The organism is Weissella koreensis KACC 15510 (assembly GCF_000219805.1).
In the GTDB taxonomy this organism is placed as follows: Bacteria; Bacillota; Bacilli; order Lactobacillales; family Lactobacillaceae; genus Weissella; species Weissella koreensis.
Window position 1 is genome coordinate 1336688 of record NC_015759.1, and the last position, 23605, is coordinate 1360292.

Annotated in this window: 21 protein-coding genes and 1 pseudogene; 19 read left to right on the forward strand and 3 right to left on the reverse strand. The window is 34.8% G+C overall.

Going from position 1 to position 23605, the window contains the following annotated elements:
- Positions 1-38: 38 nt before the first annotated feature.
- From WKK_RS06500 to WKK_RS06560, 13 genes are all read left to right on the forward strand, one after another.
- Entirely contained in the window at positions 39-854 is an 816-nt protein-coding gene (locus tag WKK_RS06500; protein WP_006845300.1) for a Cof-type HAD-IIB family hydrolase, read from the forward strand.
- Between the two features lie 273 nt (positions 855-1127).
- Complete coding sequence (lplA, locus tag WKK_RS06505) at positions 1128-2126, forward strand: lipoate--protein ligase (protein ID WP_006845301.1); 999 nt, start codon at positions 1128-1130, stop codon at positions 2124-2126.
- 13 nt (positions 2127-2139) lie between these two features.
- The gene (locus tag WKK_RS06510; RefSeq protein WP_013989822.1) at positions 2140-3276 is read left to right on the forward strand and encodes a thiamine pyrophosphate-dependent dehydrogenase E1 component subunit alpha; all 1137 of its coding nucleotides are present in this window, start codon (positions 2140-2142) and stop codon (positions 3274-3276) included.
- A 2-nt stretch (positions 3277-3278) separates the two neighbouring features.
- Positions 3279-4259, forward strand: a complete 981-nt coding sequence (locus WKK_RS06515) for an alpha-ketoacid dehydrogenase subunit beta (RefSeq protein ID WP_013989823.1) — start codon at positions 3279-3281, stop codon at positions 4257-4259.
- Positions 4252-5568, forward strand: coding sequence for a 2-oxo acid dehydrogenase subunit E2 (locus WKK_RS06520; RefSeq protein ID WP_013989824.1), 1317 nt, complete (start codon positions 4252-4254; stop codon positions 5566-5568). The genes WKK_RS06515 and WKK_RS06520 overlap by 8 nt, the downstream gene beginning before the upstream one ends.
- Positions 5569-5572: 4 nt before the next feature.
- A complete protein-coding gene (gene lpdA, locus WKK_RS06525; protein ID WP_013989825.1) occupies positions 5573-6979 on the forward strand; it encodes a dihydrolipoyl dehydrogenase in 1407 nt (468 codons plus the stop codon).
- A 272-nt stretch (positions 6980-7251) separates the two neighbouring features.
- Positions 7252-8052, forward strand: coding sequence for an alpha/beta fold hydrolase (locus WKK_RS06530; RefSeq protein ID WP_013989826.1), 801 nt, complete (start codon positions 7252-7254; stop codon positions 8050-8052).
- Between the two features lie 109 nt (positions 8053-8161).
- A complete protein-coding gene (locus tag WKK_RS06535) occupies positions 8162-9055 on the forward strand; it encodes an LCP family glycopolymer transferase (protein WP_013989827.1) in 894 nt (297 codons plus the stop codon).
- A gap of 242 nt (positions 9056-9297) precedes the next feature.
- Positions 9298-10098 (forward strand): YveK family protein, encoded by an 801-nt coding sequence (locus WKK_RS06540; protein WP_013989828.1) that lies wholly within the window; start codon positions 9298-9300, stop codon positions 10096-10098.
- Positions 10099-10148: 50 nt separating this feature from the next.
- Positions 10149-10892, forward strand: coding sequence for a CpsD/CapB family tyrosine-protein kinase (locus tag WKK_RS06545; RefSeq protein WP_013989829.1), 744 nt, complete (start codon positions 10149-10151; stop codon positions 10890-10892).
- A 36-nt stretch (positions 10893-10928) separates the two neighbouring features.
- The gene (locus WKK_RS06550) at positions 10929-11540 is read left to right on the forward strand and encodes a sugar transferase (RefSeq protein WP_006845310.1); all 612 of its coding nucleotides are present in this window, start codon (positions 10929-10931) and stop codon (positions 11538-11540) included.
- 115 nt (positions 11541-11655) lie between these two features.
- Positions 11656-12423, forward strand: coding sequence for a tyrosine-protein phosphatase (locus tag WKK_RS06555; RefSeq protein ID WP_013989830.1), 768 nt, complete (start codon positions 11656-11658; stop codon positions 12421-12423).
- Positions 12424-12447: 24 nt separating this feature from the next.
- Positions 12448-13116, forward strand: coding sequence for a hypothetical protein (locus WKK_RS06560; RefSeq protein ID WP_013989831.1), 669 nt, complete (start codon positions 12448-12450; stop codon positions 13114-13116).
- 204 nt (positions 13117-13320) lie between these two features.
- On the opposite strand, the gene WKK_RS06565 is transcribed toward WKK_RS06560, so the two are convergent.
- Positions 13321-14139 (reverse strand): LysR family transcriptional regulator, encoded by an 819-nt coding sequence (locus WKK_RS06565; RefSeq protein WP_013989832.1) that lies wholly within the window; start codon positions 14137-14139, stop codon positions 13321-13323.
- Positions 14140-14263: 124 nt separating this feature from the next.
- Here WKK_RS06565 and WKK_RS06570 point away from each other — a divergent pair, with 124 nt between their 5' ends.
- Entirely contained in the window at positions 14264-15280 is a 1017-nt protein-coding gene (locus WKK_RS06570; RefSeq protein ID WP_013989833.1) for a YeiH family protein, read from the forward strand.
- Positions 15281-15478: 198 nt separating this feature from the next.
- A complete protein-coding gene (locus WKK_RS06575) occupies positions 15479-16687 on the forward strand; it encodes a GGDEF domain-containing protein (RefSeq protein WP_013989834.1) in 1209 nt (402 codons plus the stop codon).
- Positions 16688-16764: 77 nt separating this feature from the next.
- Here WKK_RS06575 and WKK_RS06580 read toward each other — a convergent pair whose 3' ends face one another.
- A complete protein-coding gene (locus WKK_RS06580; RefSeq protein ID WP_013989835.1) occupies positions 16765-17637 on the reverse strand; it encodes a C40 family peptidase in 873 nt (290 codons plus the stop codon).
- A gap of 207 nt (positions 17638-17844) precedes the next feature.
- A pseudogene (locus WKK_RS06585) lies at positions 17845-18178 on the reverse strand (heavy metal-binding domain-containing protein).
- 271 nt (positions 18179-18449) lie between these two features.
- Between WKK_RS06585 and WKK_RS07015 the strand changes: the two are divergent.
- The 4 genes from WKK_RS07015 to hrcA all read left to right on the forward strand — a co-directional run bounded on the left by WKK_RS07015 (position 18450) and on the right by hrcA (position 23592).
- Positions 18450-18869: a hypothetical protein gene (locus WKK_RS07015; protein WP_013989837.1), complete on the forward strand. Its 420-nt coding sequence runs from the start codon at positions 18450-18452 to the stop codon at positions 18867-18869.
- 279 nt (positions 18870-19148) lie between these two features.
- On the forward strand, positions 19149-20999 hold the full coding sequence (dnaG, locus tag WKK_RS06590; protein WP_081461286.1) for a DNA primase: 1851 nt from the start codon (positions 19149-19151) through the stop codon (positions 20997-20999).
- Positions 21000-21025: 26 nt separating this feature from the next.
- Complete coding sequence (gene rpoD, locus WKK_RS06595) at positions 21026-22159, forward strand: RNA polymerase sigma factor RpoD (protein ID WP_006845320.1); 1134 nt, start codon at positions 21026-21028, stop codon at positions 22157-22159.
- Between the two features lie 410 nt (positions 22160-22569).
- Positions 22570-23592, forward strand: coding sequence for a heat-inducible transcriptional repressor HrcA (gene hrcA, locus WKK_RS06600; protein WP_013989839.1), 1023 nt, complete (start codon positions 22570-22572; stop codon positions 23590-23592).
- Positions 23593-23605 lie beyond the last annotated feature (13 nt).

Below are 23605 nucleotides of genomic sequence, written 5' to 3' on the forward strand. Positions count from 1 at the left end.
AATAATTTTGTGGTGATGGTAAAGTAAAGGATGACAGTATGAATAATATAAAAATTATATCAATTGATATTGATGGTACTTTGTTAAATGATCAGCATGAGGTTACATCCTCTGTTAAGGCAGCTATTCGCGATGCATTAGATCAAGGCATCAAAATTGTCATCACGACTGGTCGCCCGTTATCAGGTGTTAAGCCTCTGTTGAATGAATTGGGAATTGATGGTGGTGATCAATATGTCATTACGCATAATGGTGGATTAATGCAGACTGCTGATGGTCAAAAGATTCTTTTTTCCTCAGCTTTAACTTTGGATGAATGGACTGAAATTAATCAATTTATGCATGACCAGCGTATTTATCTTCAAGCAGAGGATCAAGATCAAGCTTATACGACAACTACTTTGATTGATCCGTGGGCTAGTTATGAAAATTACCTAGTTAACTTACCACTACATGTTTTGGAAAAAGATATTGATTTAGAAGATACTAACTTAATTAAGGCAATTGCCAATGCTGATTCTGAAAAGTTAGATCGAATTCAGAGGATTATTCCAACATCGATTGAAGAACAAGTTACGGTAATTCGTTCGACTGCAAATAATTTAGAATTTGTTAACAAAGAAACTTCTAAAGGGAATGCTTTACTTGCGTTAGCTGATTATCTTAATGTTGCTGTGGAAGAAACCATGGCGATCGGAGACCAGGCTAATGATGTAACGATGATTAAAGCTGCTGGCTTGGGAGTTGCAATGGGTAATTCAATTCCTGAGATTAAGGATTTGGCTAATGTCATGACGGATGATAATAATCATTCCGGAGTAGCGAAGGCGATTCAAAAGTATGCTTTGAATTAGAAAATTAAAATTATGAAGCCAAGTTAGTTTAAAAACTAGCTTGGCTTTTTTGATTAAAAATAGATGTTTTTATTATTTAAGCATGTAGTGTTTACAACAATAGTTAATATTAAAAACATTAGATATAAAGAAAATGATCAATAAAATTTAATATATAAATTATATAGCTTGAAACGTTACATTTTATCGTAACGTACCTATTTAATATGTGATATACTGAAATTGTAGGAAAGAGTAAGCGCTTTCATTAGTATATGCAAAGGGGTTGAAATTATGAGGTACATCAATTATTTGGGCCAAGATGCCTATGATAATATCGCGATGGATAGCTGGTTATTAGATAATCTAAAGCCAACTGAGCCAGTATTCGCTTTATGGCAAAATAAACGTGCCGTGATTGTAGGACAAAATCAAAATACTTTTGGTGAAATTAATCAAGACTATATTGATAAAAACCATGTTCAAGTTGTTCGTCGCGTTTCCGGCGGTGGTGCGGTCTATCATGATTTAGGTAATATTTGTTTTACCTTTTTTGTTCCAGTCGAAAAGAGTAGTTCCGTTAATTTTAAACAGTTTGTTCAACCAATGTATGAGGCTTTACATTCATTGGGGATTGATGCCAAAATCACGGGGCGTAATGATCTAGAAGTGGATGGTAAAAAAATTTCTGGAAATGCTCAACGTTATGCTGGTGGGTACCTAATGCATCATGGAACCTTACTTTGGAATACTGATGTTGATGCAATGGTGCATGCATTGAATGTTGCTGACGAAAAATTCATTTCAAAGGCAGCTAAGTCAGTACGTGCACGTGTCGGTAATATTAAAGACTATGCTCCTAAAGACCTCACAATTGAAAAATTTATTGATGAGTTACGTTATTTTCTAACGAATAGAGGTCAAGATGATGAAATTGTATTATCACCAGCACAATTAGAAGGAATTAAAAATTTACGAGATCAAAAATTTGCGACTTGGGATTGGAACTATGGAAATAGTCCAAAATTTGATTTTGAAAACCATGCTAAGTTTACGGGCGGTAGTATTGATGTTCAAGTCAATGTGACGCAAGGTATTATCCAAGATATTAACTTTAAAGGTGATTTCTTAGGGGTACGTGATTGGCGTGAAATCAAAGACCTTTTCGTTGGGGTACCCTTTGAAAAAAAAGCGGTTGAAAAGGTCTTAGCGACTAATCAAGATGGTCAGTATTTTGGCGGAATTACAAATCAAGAACTGACAAACCTCTTTGTTGGTGACAATGTAGATTAGAAAGGAGCCCGAAATGGCAAATATAACAGAAAAGAATGCAAAAATATTAGATTTTGATTACCAACTTCAGCAGCAAGATGAGGCTTTTCCGACTCTCCAGTTATTGAATAATGATGGAAAGATCATCGATGAAGAAACATTTCAACAAGCGGATATTAGTGATGAAGATTTAATTGCAATTATGCAACGGATGATTTTGAGCCGTCAATTAGATATTCGCTCAACCAAATTAGCTAAACAAGGACGTTTCGGGTTCTTCGCTCCGACTGCTGGTCAAGAAGCATCACAAATGGCATCTTCGTATGCTTTTAAAGATGAAGATTGGCTTTTCCCAGGATATCGTGATATTCCAGAAATCATTGTAAAGGGTTGGCCAATTTGGAAAGCGATACTTTGGTCACGAGGACATGTTAAGGGAAATGAAATGACCACTGAAGATGGTCAACCAGTTAATGCTTGGATGCCACAGATTATTATAGGAGCTCAATATGTTGAAGCGGCTGGAACGGCACTTGGACTTAAGAAACGCAAACAGGACGCTGTAGCATATGCCTACACCGGTGATGGAGGTTCATCACAGGGTGATTTCTACGAAGGAATTAATTTTGCATCTGCGTATAAGGCTAATGCAGTCTTCTTTGTTCAAAATAACGGATATGCTATATCTACACCACGTAAATTACAAACGGCAGCCCAGCATTTGGCAGCTAAAGGTTGGGCTTCAGGACTACCAAGTATGGTGGTCGATGGAAACGATCCACTCGCCATGTACTTAGCTACTAAGAAAGCCCGAGCCTGGACAGTTGCTGGAAACGGCCCAGTTTTGATAGAAACTTTAACAAATCGTTTGGAGCCACATTCAACGGCTGGGGATGATCCATTACGTTATCGTGATCAATCAGATATTGATGACTGGTGGAAGCGTGAGCCATTGATTCGGATGCGACAGTTTATGACTGAAAAGGGTATTTGGGATGAAAATAAGGAACAGGCTTATGTAGATGAAGTTAATGCATTAATTGATGACCAAATTAAAATTGCTGACAATATTGAAAAGCAAAAAATTTCGGACTTTATTAAAAACACCTTAGAAGTTCCAAGCCAAGCAATGCAAGAACAGATTGAAAAGTTTGAAAGCGAGGGAAAGTAATTATGGCTAATAAAACATATATTGCGGCAATTCAAGAGGCCTTGGATCTAGCCCTAGCAAAGGACGAAAATACATTAATCTTTGGAGAAGATGTTGGTAAAAATGGTGGAGTTTTCCGAGCAACTGACGGACTACAGGCAAAATTTGGAGAGGATCGTGTATTTAATACACCATTGGCTGAATCAGGAATTGGTGGATTAGCAATGGGATTGGCTATACAAAATTATCGACCAATTATGGAAATTCAATTCTTTGGATTCGTCTATGAGGTAATGGATTCAATCGCAGGACAAATGGCTCGAACTCGTTATCGCTTTAATAATACGCGTAATATGCCAATTGTGGTCCGTTCACCATACGGTGGTGGAACGAAGACCCCAGAGATGCACGCAGATAACTTGGAGGGGATGGTTGCTCAGGTCCCCGGAATTCGAGTTGTTATGCCTGCTAATCCGGCAGATGCGAAGGGACTTTTGTTAAGTTCAATCGAATCAAACGATCCCGTTGTTTTCTTGGAAAACCTACACTTGTATCGTTCATTAAAAGGCGAGGTTCCTGAAGGCTATTACACCACGCCACTTGATCAAGCTGCTATTGCACGCGAGGGCGATGACATTACGATTATTGCTTATGGTGGTTCAGTGCCAGTATCATTGAAAGCGGCTGATGAACTAGCTAAGCAGGGGATTAATGCAGAGGTAGTTGATTTGAGGACAGTTTCACCTATTGATATTAAAACGATTGGTGAATCGGTTCAAAAGACTGGCCGCGTCTTGGTAGTACAAGAAGCGCAGCGAATGGCCGGAATCGGTGCAACGGTTATGGCTGAAATTTCAGAAAGATTTATCCTTAGCTTAAAAGCTCCCATTGGCCGTGTTGCAGCACCTGATTCCGTTTATCCCTTTGGGCAAGCCGAGAATGATTGGATGATTAAAGCAGATGATGTAGTAGCCAAAGCTAAGGAGGTAGTAAATTATGACTGAAATTTTTAAAATGCCCGATATTGGTGAAGGAATGGCTGAAGGTGATATTACCAATTGGCTTGTTGAAGTGGGTGATCAGGTCGCAGTTGATGATTCAGTGGCCGAAGTCCAAAATGATAAGTTAATGCAAGAAATATTATCACCATATGCAGGGAAGGTGACAAAACTATTTGTTGATCCCAATACTACGGTTTCCGTTGGAGATCCATTGATTGAATTTGATGGGGACGGAACAGGTGGAAGTTCAGATGTAAAACCAAAACAAGAACAAGTGTCAAAACAAGATGAGGCTACGACAGTTAATGTCACAGAAGCTACGCCAACTTCAAATCAAGTGGAAGTTAAAAGTCCGGTTATGGCATCAAATGGTCAAATTTTAGCAATGCCATCTGTTCGTCATTATGCAGCAGAACATCAAATAGACTTGAACCAAGTGTTAGCAACAGGACGACATGGGCATATTACTTTGCAGGATGTTCAGAATTTTTCTGGATCAACTGTATCTCAAAATCAAACATCGTCAACAGAAACTAAAAATGTTCCAATATCAAATCCTATAGCTGAAGTGGAAGCTAAACCAACTCCGATTGTTCATGCACCTGAAACAAAAGAAGGACGTCAGCCAATGACTGGTGTTCGTAAGGCAATTGCTAAGGCTATGGCACACCAGAATGAAACAATCCCGACTGTTACTAACTTCGATAGTGTTGAAGTTTCTAAGTTGGTCCAGCATCGAAAAGCTTTCAAAGATCAGATGAAGGAACAGGGAATACACCTAACTTATTTAGCTTATGCCGTTAAAGCAATGGCTGCTGTAGGGAAAAAATTCCCTGAATTAAATTCTTCATTAGATATGAATACTAAGGAAATTGTATATCATAACACTGTTAATATGGGAATTGCTGTTAATGCGCCCGCTGGATTATATGTACCAGTAATTGCCCATGCTGAAAGTAAATCAATTCAAGCAATCGCACAAGAAATTAGTGAATTAGCAGAAGCAGTTCGTAATAATTCGATTAAGCCTGCACAAATGCAAGGTGGTACAATGACTATTTCAAATCTGGGTTCTGCTCGCGGAACTTGGTTTACACCAATCATTAATGGACAAGAAGTTATGATTCTTGGCTTAGGTTCAATTTTGAAGGAGCCAATTGTTGACGCAGAAGGTGAACTAAGTATTGGACAAAATATGAAGCTTTCCTTAAGTTATGATCATCGGTTGATTGACGGTATGTTAGCACAAAATGCCATGAATTATTTAAAGCAATTGTTATCTGATCCAGCATTTATGTTAATGGAGGTGTAGTGAAATGGTTGTAGGAGCACAGGCAACAGAAGTAGGAACCGTTATTATTGGTTCAGGCCCAGGCGGTTACGTAGCTGCTATTCGGGCAGCTGAATTAGGTCAAAACGTGACGCTAATTGAGCGGGACCAAATTGGTGGAGTTTGTCTTAATATTGGTTGTATTCCATCAAAAGCGTTGATTAACGTAGGTCATCATTATCGAGAAACACAGGAAGAAAATCCATTTGGGTTAACAATGACTGGTAAATTAGATTGGCAAAAAACACAAGCTTGGAAACAACATCAAGTCGTTGAAAAATTGACAGGTGGTGTAGCAATGTTATTGAAAAAGCATCATGTTAATATTATTAAAGGTGAGGCAAGTTTCAATGATAATGAAACTTTAAATGTGGTCCAAGAAGATGGACATCAACTTTTACAGTTTGATGATTGTATTATCTCAACTGGATCAAGGCCTATTGAGATCCCGAGTTTTAAATTTGGAGGACGTATTGTTGATTCAACTGGAGCATTGAGTCTTCCAGAAATCCCAAAGCATTTAATTGTTATTGGGGGTGGGGTGATTGGTTCTGAATTAGGTGGTGCATATGCTAATTTAGGATCTAAAGTAACTATCATTGAAGGATTAGACCATACGTTAAATGGATTTGATGCTGAAATGACTAAACCAGTCATTAAGGACTTTAAAGAGCACGGTGGTGAAATTTTTACATCAGCAATGGCAAAATCAGCAACACAAACGGATCAAGATGTAACTTTGACCTTTGAAGTTGATGGTCAAGAACAAACGGTGACTGGTGATTATTTGCTCGTATCTGTTGGTCGAAAAGCTAATACTGATACTTTGGGCTTAAATAATACAGATATTAAGCAAGGTGAACATGGTTTATTAGAGACTGATGACAGTATGCGTACCAGTGTTCCACATATTTATGCTATTGGTGATATCGTGGCTGGACCGGCTTTGGCACATAAGGCTAGCTTTGAAGGTAAAGTTGCAGCTGCAGCTATTAGTGGTGCTGATAATGCCCATGATATACATTATTCATTGCCATCTGTTGCTTATACGCATATTGAATTAGCTTCAACTGGAGAAACACCGGATTCTGTTGCAGCCAATCAACTTGATGCGCAAATTATTAAGTTTCCTTTTGCAGCTAACGGGCGAGCTTTAGCTATGGATGCAGGTGTTGGTTTTATCCGTTTGATTACAGATAAAACTACTAAAGCAATGTTGGGAGCACAAATTGTAGGTCCTGGTGCTTCAGATTTGATTTCAGAACTATCATTGGCAATTGAGAATGGCTTGACTTCTGAAGATATTTCACTAACTATCCATCCGCATCCCACTTTGGGTGAGGCGATTATGGATGCAGCAGAAGTCGCAGATGGAATGGGAATTCATATTTGAAGGCTATGGGAAGAGTAAAACCTATTCTTATATAAATTTAAATCTGATATCAAGTGTTTAAAATTAGGGAGCCACTACATCAAAGTTTTGAGATGCAGTGACTTTTTTTATTATCGGATACTTTTAAATAGGTATATCTATAATGTTAATAAATTTAATTTAATACTATTTGTAAGTTTTAAAAATTTAGACTAAGATAATTTTTAGTTTTATAGTTGGAATCAATAATAAAATAAAAAGAACTATGTAATGTAGACTGGGAGGGTTAATTAATGTCATTTTTCAAAACTAATGATGGAATTAGAATTCATTATCAGTGGGATGGACCATTTGATGGTCAGGTTGTATTGCTCCTTGGTGGATATTCTAGTAATATTTCAACTTGGTTACCACAAGTTGAGGCATTAAATACTGCTGGATATCGGACTTTACGGATGGACTACCGTAGCCATGGAAATAGTGATAAAACGCTTCAAGGATTGCGAATTGCTCGCTTAGCTATGGACGTGCAAGAATTGATAAAAACAGTTAATGTTAAAAAATTTCATGTTGTTGGACACTCAATGGGCGCTAGTGTTGCTGAAATTTATGTATCTCTCTTCGGTAACCAAAAGGTGATTAGTTTAACTACAGAAGATCAGCCACCCAAATTGCTCAATGAGGGAACCTGGACGACTGGGTTGAAGGAATCATCTATGACACAATTAGCGAGCTTTACAGACCGTTTTCCACGTATTAAATTAACAAAAAAGCATTTAACAGATGAAATTAAAAGAAATTTATCAGATTACTATACTCCGTTCGATTTTAAGTTAACGCGTCCCTTATTATTAGATGGACTTGTACAAGATTGGCGAGATGTTTTGCCGCTTGAATATCGTCCGCATTTGTTTTTGTCGGGGGATGACTCACCTTTATATCCATCAGATTATCCTGAAGTTGCCTTGAAATTGCAAGGTGATGCTAAATCGATTGGGTATCATTTTATGGGAGTTGGACATGTGCCACATTTAGAATCATTCGATGAATTTAATAAAATTTTATTAGTTTTTTTAAAACAAGGTCATAATTAAATTGTGGCCTTAAAAATATGGTATAGGATCATGATAATGCTAAATTATTTTTGTAATATTTTAACATTAGGTTATAATAAGTCTAATTCAAAAAGAATTGGGGAAAATCATGAAAAAATTTTTGTTAAGTATTTTAGGAATTATTGTAGTCTTAGGAGCTGGATTTGGTGGGTATGCATTCTACCAATTACACAATACAACTTCTAAAATTAATTCCTTAGATAGTGACTTGAGTAAGACCTCCGACAAAAAAACTGGTGCTAGTCAGTCTGTTTCATATTTGTTACTTGGAACTGATACAGGAGCACTCGGTCGTAGTGAAAAAGGTCGGACAGATACAATGATGGTCATGACCGTTAATCCAAAATCACAAAAAACTACCTTGGTTTCTATTGAACGAGATACTAAAATTCAATTAAATGGTCATACAGCTAAGCTTAATGCTGCTTATGCTGAAGGTAACTCAGAATCAGCAATCAGTGCTGTTGAAGATTTATTGGATATTAAACTTGATGGTTACTTATTGGTAAATATGAATGGTTTGAAACAATTAGTTAATTCCGTTGGTGGAGTGAATGTAACTGCACCTTTGACGTTCGATTATGAAGGATATTCATTTGCCAACGGTCAAAGTTATAGCATGGATGGAGCAGAAGCACTGGCATTTTCACGGATGCGTCATGAAGACCCTCAAGGTGATTATGGACGTCAACAACGTCAACAATTAGTGGTTGAAGCAGTTATTAATAAATTAAAGAAAAATCCAACCTCTGTATTATCAAGTGATTTCTTGGCATCTGTTTCAGATAACGTGCGATCAAATATCTCTCAATCATCATTACAAAACCTTGCTTTGAAGTATAACAAGGCAGCTAATACTATTAAAACTGATCAAATTATGGGTCAGGGAATTATGGAAAATGGTGTTTCGTATCAAGTGATTCCACAGAGTGAGATTACACGAGTTCATGATGAAATTGAAACAGCAATGAATGAAAATTAAAATGATAATTTAATGATTCAATTCACTGGAATCGTCTTTAGAATCTAATAAAATGATATGTAAAAATTATCAAAATAACCTAAAAAAGGACAATCATCTTTATGAATGATTGTCCTTTTTCATTTGAATGGGGAAACAGCATTCTAGTTTATTTCTATTTTTATATTGGATTAGATTTTATTTAGTGTATAATTAATATTAATTTTGGTATAAATTATAAAACTATAGTAGGGTGGATTTACATGAATAACACAATTGATTTAACTCGTATTTGGGTAATTATTCGTCGTCATATGGAATTGATGATTGTAATGGGTGTCGTTTTTGGTGCGATTGCATTTGGAGTTTCAAAATTTATGATTCAACCAGAATATAGCTCATCAGCTTCATTGCTGGTTAATCGGAAACAGGATGGTCAGAATGGTGGAACACAATATGCAGACCAGCAAGCTGACGTCCAGTTGATTAATACATATAAAGACATTATTACTAGACCTATCATTTTAAATGAAGTTGTGGACAGTTTAACAAAAACTCAACAAATTCAAACTAAAAAAGGGTCTGATGATACTCCGGATGAATATAAAGAAGTTCCGGGTAAATATACGACAAAAGAAATTAATGCTGATACTTTGGGATCGATGATTTCTGTTTCAAATCAACAAAACTCACAAATTTTCTCAATAACAGTAAAGTCTGATAATGCAAAGATGTCAAAAGATATTGCTAACGCAATTGCTAAAACTTTTAAAAATAAAGTGGCTTCTATTATGAGTATTTCTAATGTTTCGATTGTGTCGAAAGCAACTGTTAAAAATACACCTGTTTCACCTAATGTTAAATTAATAACGTTAGCTGGTTTGATTTTAGGTGTTTTGATTGGATTTATCTGGGGAGTGATTAGAGAATTAACTGATCGAACCGTTAAAGATGTTGATTTCTTAACTGATGAACTTCAATTAATTAATTTGGGAAAGATTAGCTATGTAGAAGGCCGATTAGATATTGAGGATGGAATAGCCATTCAAAATGAGATGCACTAGTGCTTAACTTACATGTAGCTAATTTTTTTGAGGCTTGAAAGGAGTCATTTATGAGTTTTTTAAATTTTAATAAAAATAAAAAAGTAGATAATGAAACGCAAAACAATGGCGCACGATTAATTACCTTCGTGGAACCAAAAAATGTTATTTCTGAACAATTCAGAACGTTAAGAACGAATATTGAATTTTCAGGAGAATTAGTCGACAACTTTCAAATTATTATGATAACGTCCCCTGAAATGTCGGATGGTAAGACAATGGTGTCAAGTAATTTAGCGGTAACTTGGGCTCAGGCTGGCAAAAAAGTCTTATATGTAGATGCTGATTTACGTCGTCCAACGGCTCATTCAACATTTGATCTATGGAATACGAATGGGTTGACGACGATCTTAGCTAAAGGCGATCAACCTCGAGAGATTGTCAAAAAAACTTTCATTGAAAATTTGGAAGTTTTGACATCAGGACCGGTGCCACCGAATCCTTCAGAATTACTAGGTTCTAATCGTATGACTCCCTTAGTTAAATGGATGCGTAATAATTATGATATTATTATCTTTGATGTTCCTCCGGTTTTGGCAGTGACTGATGCTATGGTCTTGCGTCAGCATACTGATGGAGTAGTGATTACTGTTAAGATTGGTAAAACTTTGAAAGCAAATATCAAGCGAACGGTTGAAAATTTAAAAATGGCTGATACTAAAATTTTGGGTGTCGTAGAACGTGTTGACCGTAAAGAAGAGAAAGATAGTGCTTATGGTTATGGTTATGGTTATGGATACGGGGAGACGAAGTAAAATATAAATTTTTAAGGGTTAGGTTGGGAGTTTATTATGTATAGGCGGGCAAAACGTTTTCTAGATACAATAATTGCTTTGTGTATGTTGGTGATCTTGATTATTCCAATGATAATTGAGGCATTATGTATTAAAATGACATCGAATGGACCGGTATTTTTTGCACAAAAGAGATATGGAATAAATTCAAAAATTTTTACGATGTATAAATTTCGTTCAATGAGAGTAGATACGCCTGAGATATCAAACCAAGAATTTAAAAATATTGGTGATTACGTAACTCCAGTTGGACGTTTTTTACGTAAAACGTCATTAGACGAACTACCACAATTATGGAATATTGTTAAAGGTGAAATGAGTATTGTAGGTCCAAGGCCACTTTCTGATAGTGATTTGTATGTAGTTAAGCTTCGTGAAAAAAATGGAGCTAATTTAGTTCGACCAGGTATTACTGGGTTAGCTCAAATTAATGGTAGGAATAATATTTCGGACGAAACAAAAGCAGCACTTGATAATGCTTATGCAAATCATATAACTCTCTTAGGGGATTTAACTATTTTATTACGTACGGTGCTCAATGTTTTGATGGTAAAAGATATTAATAAAGATATTGAAGACGATGTAAATAATGATATTAATAATTTGTAATTAAGTTAACTAACGCTTTTATTAAGTTGATGTAACAGAAATGTATTTTTCATTTCATACTACTTTTTTCTGTCTGAATGTGATATATATAGTAATAAGTTTAAAGGAGAAAATCATGATAGATGTACATAGTCATTTATTACCAAATATCGATGATGGTTCGAAGAGTTTGGCTGATTCTTTGGATTTGGCTAGGGCCGCAGTTGAGGACGGTATTACAGATGCTCTGATGACCCCGCATCACATGAATGGGCGATACATAAATCATGCAAAGGATGTCGTTGATTTAACGGCGCAATTCCAAGTAGCTTTGCAAGAGGCTAATATTCCATTGAATGTTTTTCCTTCTCAAGAGGTTAGAATCAATGGAAACTTACTGAGAGCTATTGAACACAATGATATTTTGTCAACCGATCCAGAAGGACGATATATTTTGATAGAGTTTCCTTCAGATGATGTTCCAAGTTATACGATGGATTTGTTATTTAAGTTACAACAAATGGGTAAAATTCCGGTGGTCGTTCATCCCGAGCGTAATACGCAATTTATGAAAAAGCCAGAACTGTTGTATCAAATTGTTTCTTCGGGTGCTTATGCTCAGGTTACTGCTAATTCTTATATGGGTACTTTTGGGAAAGCAGTCATGAAATTTAGTGAAGATATAATTGATGCTGGTTTGGCTCATGTCTTTGCATCAGACGCACATCATATTTCAGGACGACAGTATCAAATGGCTGCCGCGTTTGAAAAATTAGGTAAAAAATCGGGCGATCAAATGCCTGTTCTATTTGAAAAAAATGCTAAAGCATTGATGAACGGGAATAAGCTGGTTCGCTTTGAAGAATCTAAAATACATAAGAAAAAGTTATTTTCTGCATATTAGCATATTATAGTGAGGTATGTAACATTGAGTATAGGTAAGAAATTTACAATTGGATTGTTAGTTGCAATTATTGTTATTGGTGCTGGTGGTGGATATTTCAAGATTACAAGTGATCGATCATCAAATCAAGATTCAACGGTGGAGACACCAAATAAAGATTTTGTTAAGGTTAATAATACCGAACTATCCTTGAAGGATGGTAAAGCTAAACTAAAAGTAACTTTATCAGCTAATACGTCGGCTAATGTGACTGGTGATGATGATGTGATTAAGCCGATTGATTGGACAACATCTACCGAAGAACGTCGTTACATCTTAGTTCTAAAAAATAATGGTACTTATTATGTTGAAGCTAAGAATGGTAATGAAACTAAGAAAATTAAAATTGTAGTTGGTGATGGTGAAGATGATAATTCGGAATCATCATCTTCAGAGGAAAACTCCAGTGAAGCAGAAAGTGAATCGGAAGTAGAATCTGTGTCTTCATCTACTGTAACGCCAGCATATACTACTAGGACAACAACACCTGCTACTGTTCAACAACCAGTAGCATCATCTACCGCTCCTTCGTCTACAGCCAATAATACTCTAACTGGTAGTAATGATGGAACATCTTCAAATCAAGATGATGTTGACACTAATAGTGGCGATAATAGTGTTGGTGGAACTACAGGCGCAACTGTGGGAAGATAATATTTCACTAAATAGCTTTTATTTATAATTAATGGTAAAAATTGAATCATCTTATGTTAAAGAGGTATTTAGTGATAATACCTCTTTTTCATTTTTATTAAGTTATAGTTGGAATTTAATTTAGGGAATTGAGTCTAAAAGATACAGGCGACATCATGTTTGTTGTATAAATATAATTTTTATATCAAACACTTATATCGGTAATTATATATTTTTGGTTTTCCTAATATCATCGATAATTTTTAATACGAGAGGGTCACGCTCATCTAGATAAGCTAGACCGTAAAAGACACGTTGATATTGAGCATTCAATTCTTGAAAAATAGTATCTTGATCCACGAATCGCTTAGAAATAAGTGAAACACCTAATCCTGCTTTAATATGTGCGACGATCATATCATTGCTATTCATACTAATTAAATGATCAATTTGTAAAGAAGAAGATTTTAGATATTGTTTTGTATAGTGGCTGACTCCAGAACCTTCTTCACGAATAAAGAAATTACCGGTGTTTTGAGGACCAGCCAAAACAAGCTCATCTTGGAACAGAGCGAAACTTTGTGTTTGATCTCCTCGAATAGGCTTTTCAATAATACCAAATTGAATATTATGATTACAGACTAATTTAAAAACCTCTTCTGAATTTTGCATCTCGATGGTTAGATCAAGATTATCTAGATATGGTTCTAGGACTTTGAATATAATTGGCATAATGCTAGTGGCCGCACTGTGTGAAACTGCAATTTTAAAAGGCATTTTATTCGCCGAACGTTGATGCATATTAGCTTTAAATTGCTGCCAATCTTTTAATTGGGCAATGGCTTGAGGATAGAATAAAGTTGCTGCTTCTGTTGGAATAATTTGATGATTTTGATCTCTTAAAAATAGAGTAGCCTTTAATTCTTTTTCTAATTTTTGAATGCGAACAGTTACTGTAGGTTGTGAGATAAATAGATTTTGGGCGGCATGGGTAAAGCTTTTTGTTTCATAAACAGTTATGAATGTTTTAAAAAGATCAAACATGATTTATTTCCAATCGTTATTATAAATATTAATGATAATCATTATAACAATCTATTTTACTAATAGCACTAAGAAGCTTAAAGTAAGTAATGTTAAACAGCATTATTGTGAGGAGAAGGAGTAAATGAGAATTAAACAGAATATGTGGTGGGGAATTTTAGTAACTATTTTGGTATCAATAGTATCAGAATTTTTAAGTACATTTTTGCCAAGTTTAGGGGCAGAAGCAATTGCATTAATTTTAGGAATTATTTTAGGAAATACTTTGTTTAATAAGCCACAATTAGCAGCAGGAATTAAATGGTCCGAGAAATATCCGATTGAAATTGGAATTGCTCTTTTGGGGATTGAAGTCACTTTACAAACTATACAATCTTTAGGTTGGCAAGGAATTTTGTATATAATTATATTAATGCCTGCTACGATCTTGTTTGTTATGTGGATTGGAAAATGGATTTTCAAAGTAGACCAACAGTCGGGAATGTTGATGGGAGCTGGTAATGCAGTCTGTGGGTCTAGTGCTATTGCAGCAGTGGCACCAGAGATCGGGGCTACTGATACGCAGCGTAGAACAGCGGTAGCCACTGTATCACTTTCAGGTGTTGTTCTATTGTTTGTGTTGCCGGTTATTGGACCAGCTATTTTTCATGGCAACAACCTATTAATAGGTGCCTTGATTGGTGGGACAGTTCAATCGGTTGGACAGGTAATTGGAACGGCATCGTTAGTTAATCCGCAGGTAATTGATTATGCAACATTGTATAAAATGTTACGAGTTATTATGTTGGCAGTGGTTGTTTTAACCATGTCAACGATTGTGAAAAGAGATAGTTTAAAGAACCAGTCTAATACTATGAAAAAAGATACCAATCACCTAAAGATATATAAGCTAGTGCCTTGGTTTATTTATACTTTCATCGCTTTATTAATTATTAGTTCTTTAATTAATATTCCTAATTCTGTAGTAACAGGAGCAAAATCAATTACTGGATTCTTTGGAGTAATTAATTTAGCAGGAATTGGTCTCAATCTAAAATGGAAAACGATTGCTAATTCGGGGTTAAAGTATTTAGGATATGGATTTATGACGATTATTTTTCAAGTCTTGCTGGCTTTGTTATTAATTAAAATCATTTATTGATATATTTATGATGATGGGTGAAATTCGCCTGTCGTCATTTTTTTGACTTTAGTTATTACGAAAAGTAAGCTAGTGGCAAAAAATGCATTAATTTATGCAAAAACAGAAAAATATATACTGTTAATTAATTTATAATGAACTGTTGTGTAATTTTTATAATTAAATAAATAAATATAAAAAAGGAGAATAGATAAATGTATGTTGAATAGTATACTAAACACAATTGATCAATTTTTGGATGTGTTTATTCATGTTTTTTATGCTTCTAGTTTTGAAGGCCTTTTTATTGTCTTTGGGCTAATTCTAATTTGTTATATTGCTGTTGGAATGTTAGATGAAAACTTTATTCAAAATCGAAAATTGCAACGAAAGACAGCTGTGATTGCAGGCTTTATTCCATTAATGGCGGTCCTTTCGCTCCAAATGTATTGGAGATTAACAAGAGTTGATAATTTTGGGTTATATGAATCGAATTTACAATTGATACTAATGTTTTATTTTTTGCTAATGTTTAATACTAAGGTTCAAGTTTATGTAGATAGTGGATTGGCCATTGTACTCGCAGTCTTCTTTATATGCGATGGGGCTTATAAATTGCCCATAGCACATTTGATCCTTGGTGTTTTTGGATTAATATTAGCAATTATTGTAATGTTTCTAATTCAACGAAATGCTAAAAAGATTGTTAGTAGTTGGTATTTGAAAATAATATCAGTTTTATGTTTTGCTAATGCTTGGTGGTTAATGTTGATTTTATCAAAAGATTTAACTGTTATGATGTATATAGCCTTAGTTTTGAAATTTATAGTTTTCATAAGTGTAGTTTTGATTATTAATCAAATTGTTTTAAAGCGATGGAATAATTATCATAAAATGATGGATGAAATAAACAGGGACTTTTTAACGGGGACCTTTAATCGTGAGGCATTTAACGAAGATTTTACAACATTATTTATGGAAAGTATTGAAAATAATTTTAGTTTGGCTTTTGTCATGTTCGATATTGATAATTTTAAATCGTTCAATGATACATATGGACATTTAATGGGTGATGAAGTTCTAAAAGAAGTTACTAAGGCGGTACAAGATGAATTAAATCGTAGTTATTTAGGTGGTAAATTGTATCGTTTAGGTGGTGAAGAATTTGGAATGTTGATTCGGAAACATGAGAATGAACGGACAGAGACTCTAGTGAGAAAAATTGGTTCACGTATTCATCAAATAGATATTAAGAAAGATAATTCTGATATACATTTGTCTATCTCGATGGGGATGACGATGGTTCATGTTGATTCGGATGTTAATGCTCGGCAAATTTATGATCGTGCAGATGGATTTGTTTATTATTCTAAGCAGCATGGTAAAGATGCCCTTACAAATGAAGGCGAATTAAGTCATTTTGAATAAAAATGATCATATTAAAATAAAAGCTCTTATCCTAGCGCTAACTGAGGATAAGAGTTTTTTAGTTTATATTTAAGAAACTAAACTTCGCGTTGGACGTAACCTGGTTTAAATAGTTTTTCCCAAGTCAATGTTTTTGAAGTTTTTGGATTAACTAATTGATCTAAACGAGTAATAGTTACTCCATTTTGAGAAGCAGCATCATGCAAAATAAAATTATCACCGAGATAAATAGCTACGTGTTGACGTTCTTCAGGATATCCATCAGGGGTGACTAAAAGGTCGCCACGCTCTTTTGTGTACCAAGTATATGAAGTCCCTGTTGTAGCTAATAGTGAGGTCCTAGTATAGGCTTGAACTACGAGTGGTTGACCTGCCTGACGGTAAAACCAAGAAACAAACGAAGAACAATCAAACCGGTTTTTCTTAATATCAGATTCAGTTCGACCACCACCATAGACGTAGGGACTTTTACCAATTAATTTTGAACCAGAAGAGATAGCTTTTTCGATAATGGGATTATCGGATTTTAAATTATTAGATACATGCTCGTATGCTTGAATGGCATCATCAGAACCATCTTTAGTGAAGTAATAGTAGTTGTTATCAATTTTCTTTAACCCATAAACCATTTCATTAGTTTTAGGATCAAAATAATATTGTTTATTATTTAAAGTTTGAAGTCCAGTGATTTTTTTATTAGTATTGGTTGCAGTTAAATATGTTTTGAAGTTTGTTTTTTGTAATTGGACACTCTGGCCATTGGAGAGCTGATAGGTCTTAGCTTCTCCGTGAATGACGAAAATTTGTAATTTAAATAGGCAACCAACCGTGATGATTATTATTAAGAGGAATCCAAACCATTTAAGTAAAAGATGTTTGTTTTTAGATTGCTTTTTAATTGATTTTTTATTATGTTTTTCGTTTCGTGAGGGAAGTTTTTGATTGGTCATATGTGACCTCCACTAGATTTATAAATGTTATTATGCCAAAGAATAGCCTAAATATGTTAATTAAAGCTTAATTTTAATTGATAATGCCTGATTATACAGTAAAATTGTTACCACTTAAATAAATTATTTTAAGCAACGTATTACAATTTAACGATTTTTTGGTTAAGCGTTATTTCATAATATTACATATTATGATAAGTTGATATTTTATTCGTTGGTTGGTTTAATTTTAACGGCAGTACCATAAGCAATGACTGAGTCGCCAATTGTTGCAGATGAAGAATCAAATCGGAACATAATGATTGCATTAGCACCAAGTGATTGGGCATGGTCACGCATTCTTTGAATTGCTTCTTCACGGGCAATATCTTGGAGCTTAGTATAACCTTTGATCTCGCCATCAATAATTATTTTCATATCTTGGCCGAAACTAGAAAATAAATTTCGTGAACGTGTTGTTAGATCGAATACCTCCCCCTAATGTTACGATTACCTCATAATTTGCGATATTTTCAGATGTAACGACAATAATACTATCCATAAGAGACACCTTTTGTATCGAAGATTGCTGATGTTGAATATTGTAGTATAGCGATAAAAATTTAATGCCAACAATTAGAAGCTTATTATACAGTGATACACATTTTCTGCAATGGCAAATGATACAGGAAACTATTGATTATGATGATATTGTGGTTCGGTTATTTTTGCTGAAATTAGTAAAATTAAAATATTGTTTATTCATAAAGATTGGCTATAATAAAGCCGTATCATATACATAATTATAAAATTTAAATAATGGAGATTAAATAATGAATAAAAGAATTTTAGGGATTGTGATTTTACCAGTTTTATTGGTATCAATGCACACAACTCCGCATATAACACCTCATGTTACTACTCATACGATAAATCATATTAGCTCAAGAAAATCAGTCCGGAGTGGTAATAGTAGAACTAATGATCGTTCAAAAATTAGTCAACATAATAATAATCGCAGACAATCTATACATTATCGCCATAATCAATCCAGCTTTTTCAGAAATTTGATATTTTGGAACTTGCTTACTCATCATAGTCGAAATGATAAAGAGTTTATAAGGGTAAAAGATAAAACCGGAAAATGGCATAAGGTCGAACTGTCAAAAAAACAATTAAAAACAATTGAGCATAAGGATAAATTGATTTATTCTAAAGGCCATGTTTATGAAGGGGAAAAACGCATTAATTAAATGATTAATCCATTCTTGTGCTATGTATATTTTTGTTTGTAATATTGACATATAGTGTAGTATTAATAAACAGAAAGTACCTATTAAATTTCTTGAATTTAGGGTAGAATTCATCAATCATTATTGTTACTTATAACTATAAATAGGAGTGATGATAAATTAAGGTTTGACAACGGATTTAAGCTCTTAAAATCATTGACAAAGTATGATGATAAATGTCATACTTAAGGTTGCTTATTTGGTGTAAAAAAATGAGGAGGGGTCATCATCGCAATCTCAATTCCAGATGAATTAGTCGAAAATATTCGGCAAAGTGTGAATATTGTTGATGTGGTTAGCCCTTATGTGGCTTTAAAAAAACAAGGACGGAACCTCTTCGGCCGTTGTCCATGGCATGAAGAACGAACACCATCGTTTTCAGTTAATGAAGAAAAACAGATTTTTCATTGTTTTTCGTGTGGACGTGGTGGAAATGCTTTTACTTTTTTAATGGAAAAAGAAGAATTATCTTTCCCGCAAGCTGTTGCTAAAGTGGCAAGTATGACAGGGATAGAACTTGACTCAACTTACACAGTGAGTTCAGATGAGAAACGCCAAATTTCACAACATCAACGCGATCTTCTAGCATTGTATGATGAAGCGACTAAATTTTATCATTATTTATTGGTTAATGCCGAAATTGGGGATGATGCCTTACAGTATCTGCATCAACGGGGGCTTGATGATACGACGATTGATGCTTACATGCTTGGATACGCGCCGGAAGGTGATGCTTTATATAATTATTTTAATGAAAAAAAAGTAGATTATCAGTTGATGCGTGAATCAGAACTATTTATTGTTTGGGATGATGGAACGCTGCATGATCGGTTTGTTGATCGCATATTGTTTACGATTAGAAATCGTGAAGGCGCACCAATTGCTTTTTCCGGTCGTCGAATGTCAAACGATACGACGATCGCTAAGTACATGAATAGTCCCGAAAGTGCTTTGTTTGATAAATCAGAAGAGTTATTTAATTTTGATCTAGCTAAGACAACAATTAAAAAAAGTAAGGTTGTCATTCTTTTTGAAGGCTTTATGGATGTTATTGCCGCTTTTCAGGCAGGAATTCATAATGGAGTTGCTTCAATGGGGACAAGTCTTACTAAAACTCAGGTTCGCCGATTAGGTCAAAGCGCCGAAGAAATTAATATTGCTTATGATGCGGATACAGCTGGACAAGCAGCTACTTATCGAGCAATTGACCTAATTAACAAAAATAGTTCATTAAAAATTAAAATTATTAATATTCCTGATGGACAAGATCCTGATGAATATTTACGTAGTCAAGGAATCGACGCTTTGCGAGAAGTTTTGACTCGTAATTTAAAAGATCCGGTTGAGTTTAATTTGAACTATCTTCGTAAGGACTATGACTTAAGCAATCAAAGTGATATTTTCAATTATATTGAGCAAGTTTTACCAGTACTTGCACAAGTGAAAGAACCATTAGTGCGTCAAACCTATATGCAACAGTTAGCAACAGAGTTTAATGTAAGCAGTTCTGGCTTAGAAGAGCAATTGCGCAACTTAATGATGCAGCAACAAGTCTCCAGGCAGACAGAAAATACTCGGGTAAAAGATAATTACGTTCCAATATTAGAAACGCCAAACCTGGTCGAAAAACCGGTTTTATCTCAGGTGGAGCAGGCTGAACAAATTTTATTAACTTGGATGTTAAAACATCAAGATGCTTGGTTAAAGGTTACTAGTAGGCTTGATTTTCATTTTGTTGATGTGGTTTATGAAACTTTGTTTATGCTAGCTGATGGCTATAAACAAAAGAATCAGATTCAAGAAATTGATAATTGGGCTGATTTTATGGATTTTGTAAAGGAACCGGATTTAGTTAGAGTGCTTTCACAATTAGATCAAATTGATGATGCTATGATGCAGGAATTAGATCAAGTGGACGAGTATATTGGTGTGTTATTAAATCGAGCGCCGCTTGAAGAAAAAATTAAACAAAAACAACGTGAGTTGTTGGAGGCTAAGCAAGTTAATAATGAAGTTTTAGCGACTCAATTAAGCTTTGAAGTTTTATCTTTATTACGAGAAAAGCAAGCAGCACAATCTAATCAACAGTAATTTTTAAACAATTAAGGAGCGATAGTATGCCTAAAAAAGTAGAGCAAACTGATGTAGATTTTGATCAAAAAGGTTTTGACAAAGCGATTAAGGATCTTGTAAAAGAATACAAAAAATCAACGACAATTAAAGAAGATGAATTGCATGAAACATTGGTTAAACGTTGGAATTTAAATGCTAACCAAATTGATGAACTATATGATAAGGTCGAAGCAGCTGGGATTGCCATTGTTGATGAACAAGGTGAACCAGCTATGCGTGCTTTGAATAATAAAAAGACGGCTTTAAGTGAAAAAGAATTAAAGCAAGCAGCTGAAGCACCATCTGGGATTAAAATTAATGATCCTGTACGTATGTATTTAAAAGAGATTGGCCGTGTTAGCTTATTGACAGGTCCAGAAGAAGTTGCATTGGCCGAACGTATTGAAGAGGGTGATGCATCTGCTAAGCAAGAATTGGCTGAGGCTAATTTGCGTTTGGTGGTTTCAATTGCAAAACGTTATGTTGGTCGTGGAATGCAATTCTTGGATTTGATTCAAGAAGGAAATATGGGCTTGATGAAGGCAGTTGAGAAGTTCGATTACCGTAAGGGGTTCAAATTTTCAACTTATGCCACATGGTGGATTCGTCAAGCGATCACTCGCGCAATTGCCGACCAAGCTCGTACAATTAGAATTCCAGTGCATATGGTGGAAACGATTAATAAATTAATCCGAATCCAACGATCATTGCTTTCTGATTTGGGACGAGAACCAACTCCTGAGGAAATTGGGGCTGAGATGGATATTGCGACAGAAAAAGTTCGTGATATTCTTAAAATTGCGCAAGAACCAGTTTCCTTAGAAACGCCAATTGGTGAAGAAGATGATTCACATCTAGGTGATTTCATTGAAGACAATGAAGCTGTTTCACCAGCTGATTCCGCCGCATATCAAATGTTGAAGGAACAGCTAGAATCAGTACTAGATACTCTAACTGATCGTGAAGAGAACGTCTTACGTTTGCGCTTTGGATTAGAAGATGGCCGGACTCGAACATTAGAAGAAGTTGGTAAAGTCTTTGGTGTGACGCGAGAACGAATTCGTCAAATCGAAGCCAAGGCGCTTCGGAAACTTCGCCATCCAACGCGTTCAAAGCAATTACGTGATTTCTTGGACTAAAATTAATTGAAAGTTTTTTATAATTAAGATTAACTTTGATAAGTAAAAAGAATTATCTTGTAAGTAATATGATGAATGGGTTTCAAAATCTCATGATTTTTTATTCTTACATTAGATAATTCTTTTTTATTTTTTATTTTAAATTTTAATAATAGTGAATTATTTTATACTTTTGGTACGAAAGCCGATATTGATGATAACTTTAATTTGGTATTTTAATGGATAAAAGCCCTTATTTATCAAGTAAGAACGTTAAAATTAGCATAATATGTATTGAACTATTCTAAGTGTTTTGGCACTCCATAAAATCAAGTGCCAAAATAGTTGACATTTATTTTTTTGAGTGTATTATTATAGATGTTAGCAATAAGAAAGTAAGAGTGCTAATAACCAAGAAAGGAAAAATTGAGATGTTAACAGAACGGCAAAGAATCATTTTAAATGCGATTATTGCTGATTACATCCGATTTGGAAAAGCTGTTGGCTCAAAAGCTTTGTTGGTTGATGTAGATCTACCGGTTAGTTCGGCGACAATTCGAAATGAGATGGCACATTTAGAGGATCAAGGATTGATTCAGAAGGAGCACGCTTCTTCTGGTCGTATTCCTTCTCAACAGGGTTATCGTTTCTATGTTGATTATTTAATGAGAACTCACCGTCCTTCAAAAGAGGAGCGACAACAAATTTATCGCACTTTTAGTCGAAGATTTCAACAAGTTGATGATTTGTTAATTCAGGTCACTAAATTTATGGCAAATATCACAGGATATACAGCCATTGCGTTAAAACCAGCGACTAATGACGTAAAGCTCTCGGGTTTTCAACTAATTCCAATTGATGGACAGCAAATTATGGCAGTGTTAGTGACTAGTAATGGTCAAACTGCCAGTCAAAGTTTCCGTCTTCCTAAGGAAACATCAATTGAAGAACTAAAGATAATTGTCACATATATTAATCATCAATTAGTTGGACGTCCAATTCGTGAAGCTTTACAAAGTCTGAGTGGTGATTTTCCATTAGATTTGGAGCGAACTATTCGGTCACCTCAAGCTTTCTTGCAATTGTTTGGAGATATGCTCTCACAGGCAATTCAGGATAAGGTTTTCATTGGGGGAAGTTTGAATATAATGGACTTTACTACTGATAGTGATTTAGGAGATATTAAGGCCTTATATCAATTGTTAGATGATCCTGAAGAAATGCATAAAATTATTGGTTCTGCGAATGAAGGAGTCTTTGTACAAATTGGCGAAGAAAATTCAGATGAGATTTTAAAACCTTATAGTTTAGTCTCAACGCGTTACCAAATACCGATGCATGGATTTGGAGAGCTAGCGATATTAGGGCCAACTAATATGCCGTATCCTAAGATTGTTACGATTCTAAATGAAGTTCGACAAGCCGTAGTAGAAGAATTACAAGAATATTATTAGAAAAGAGGTGTTG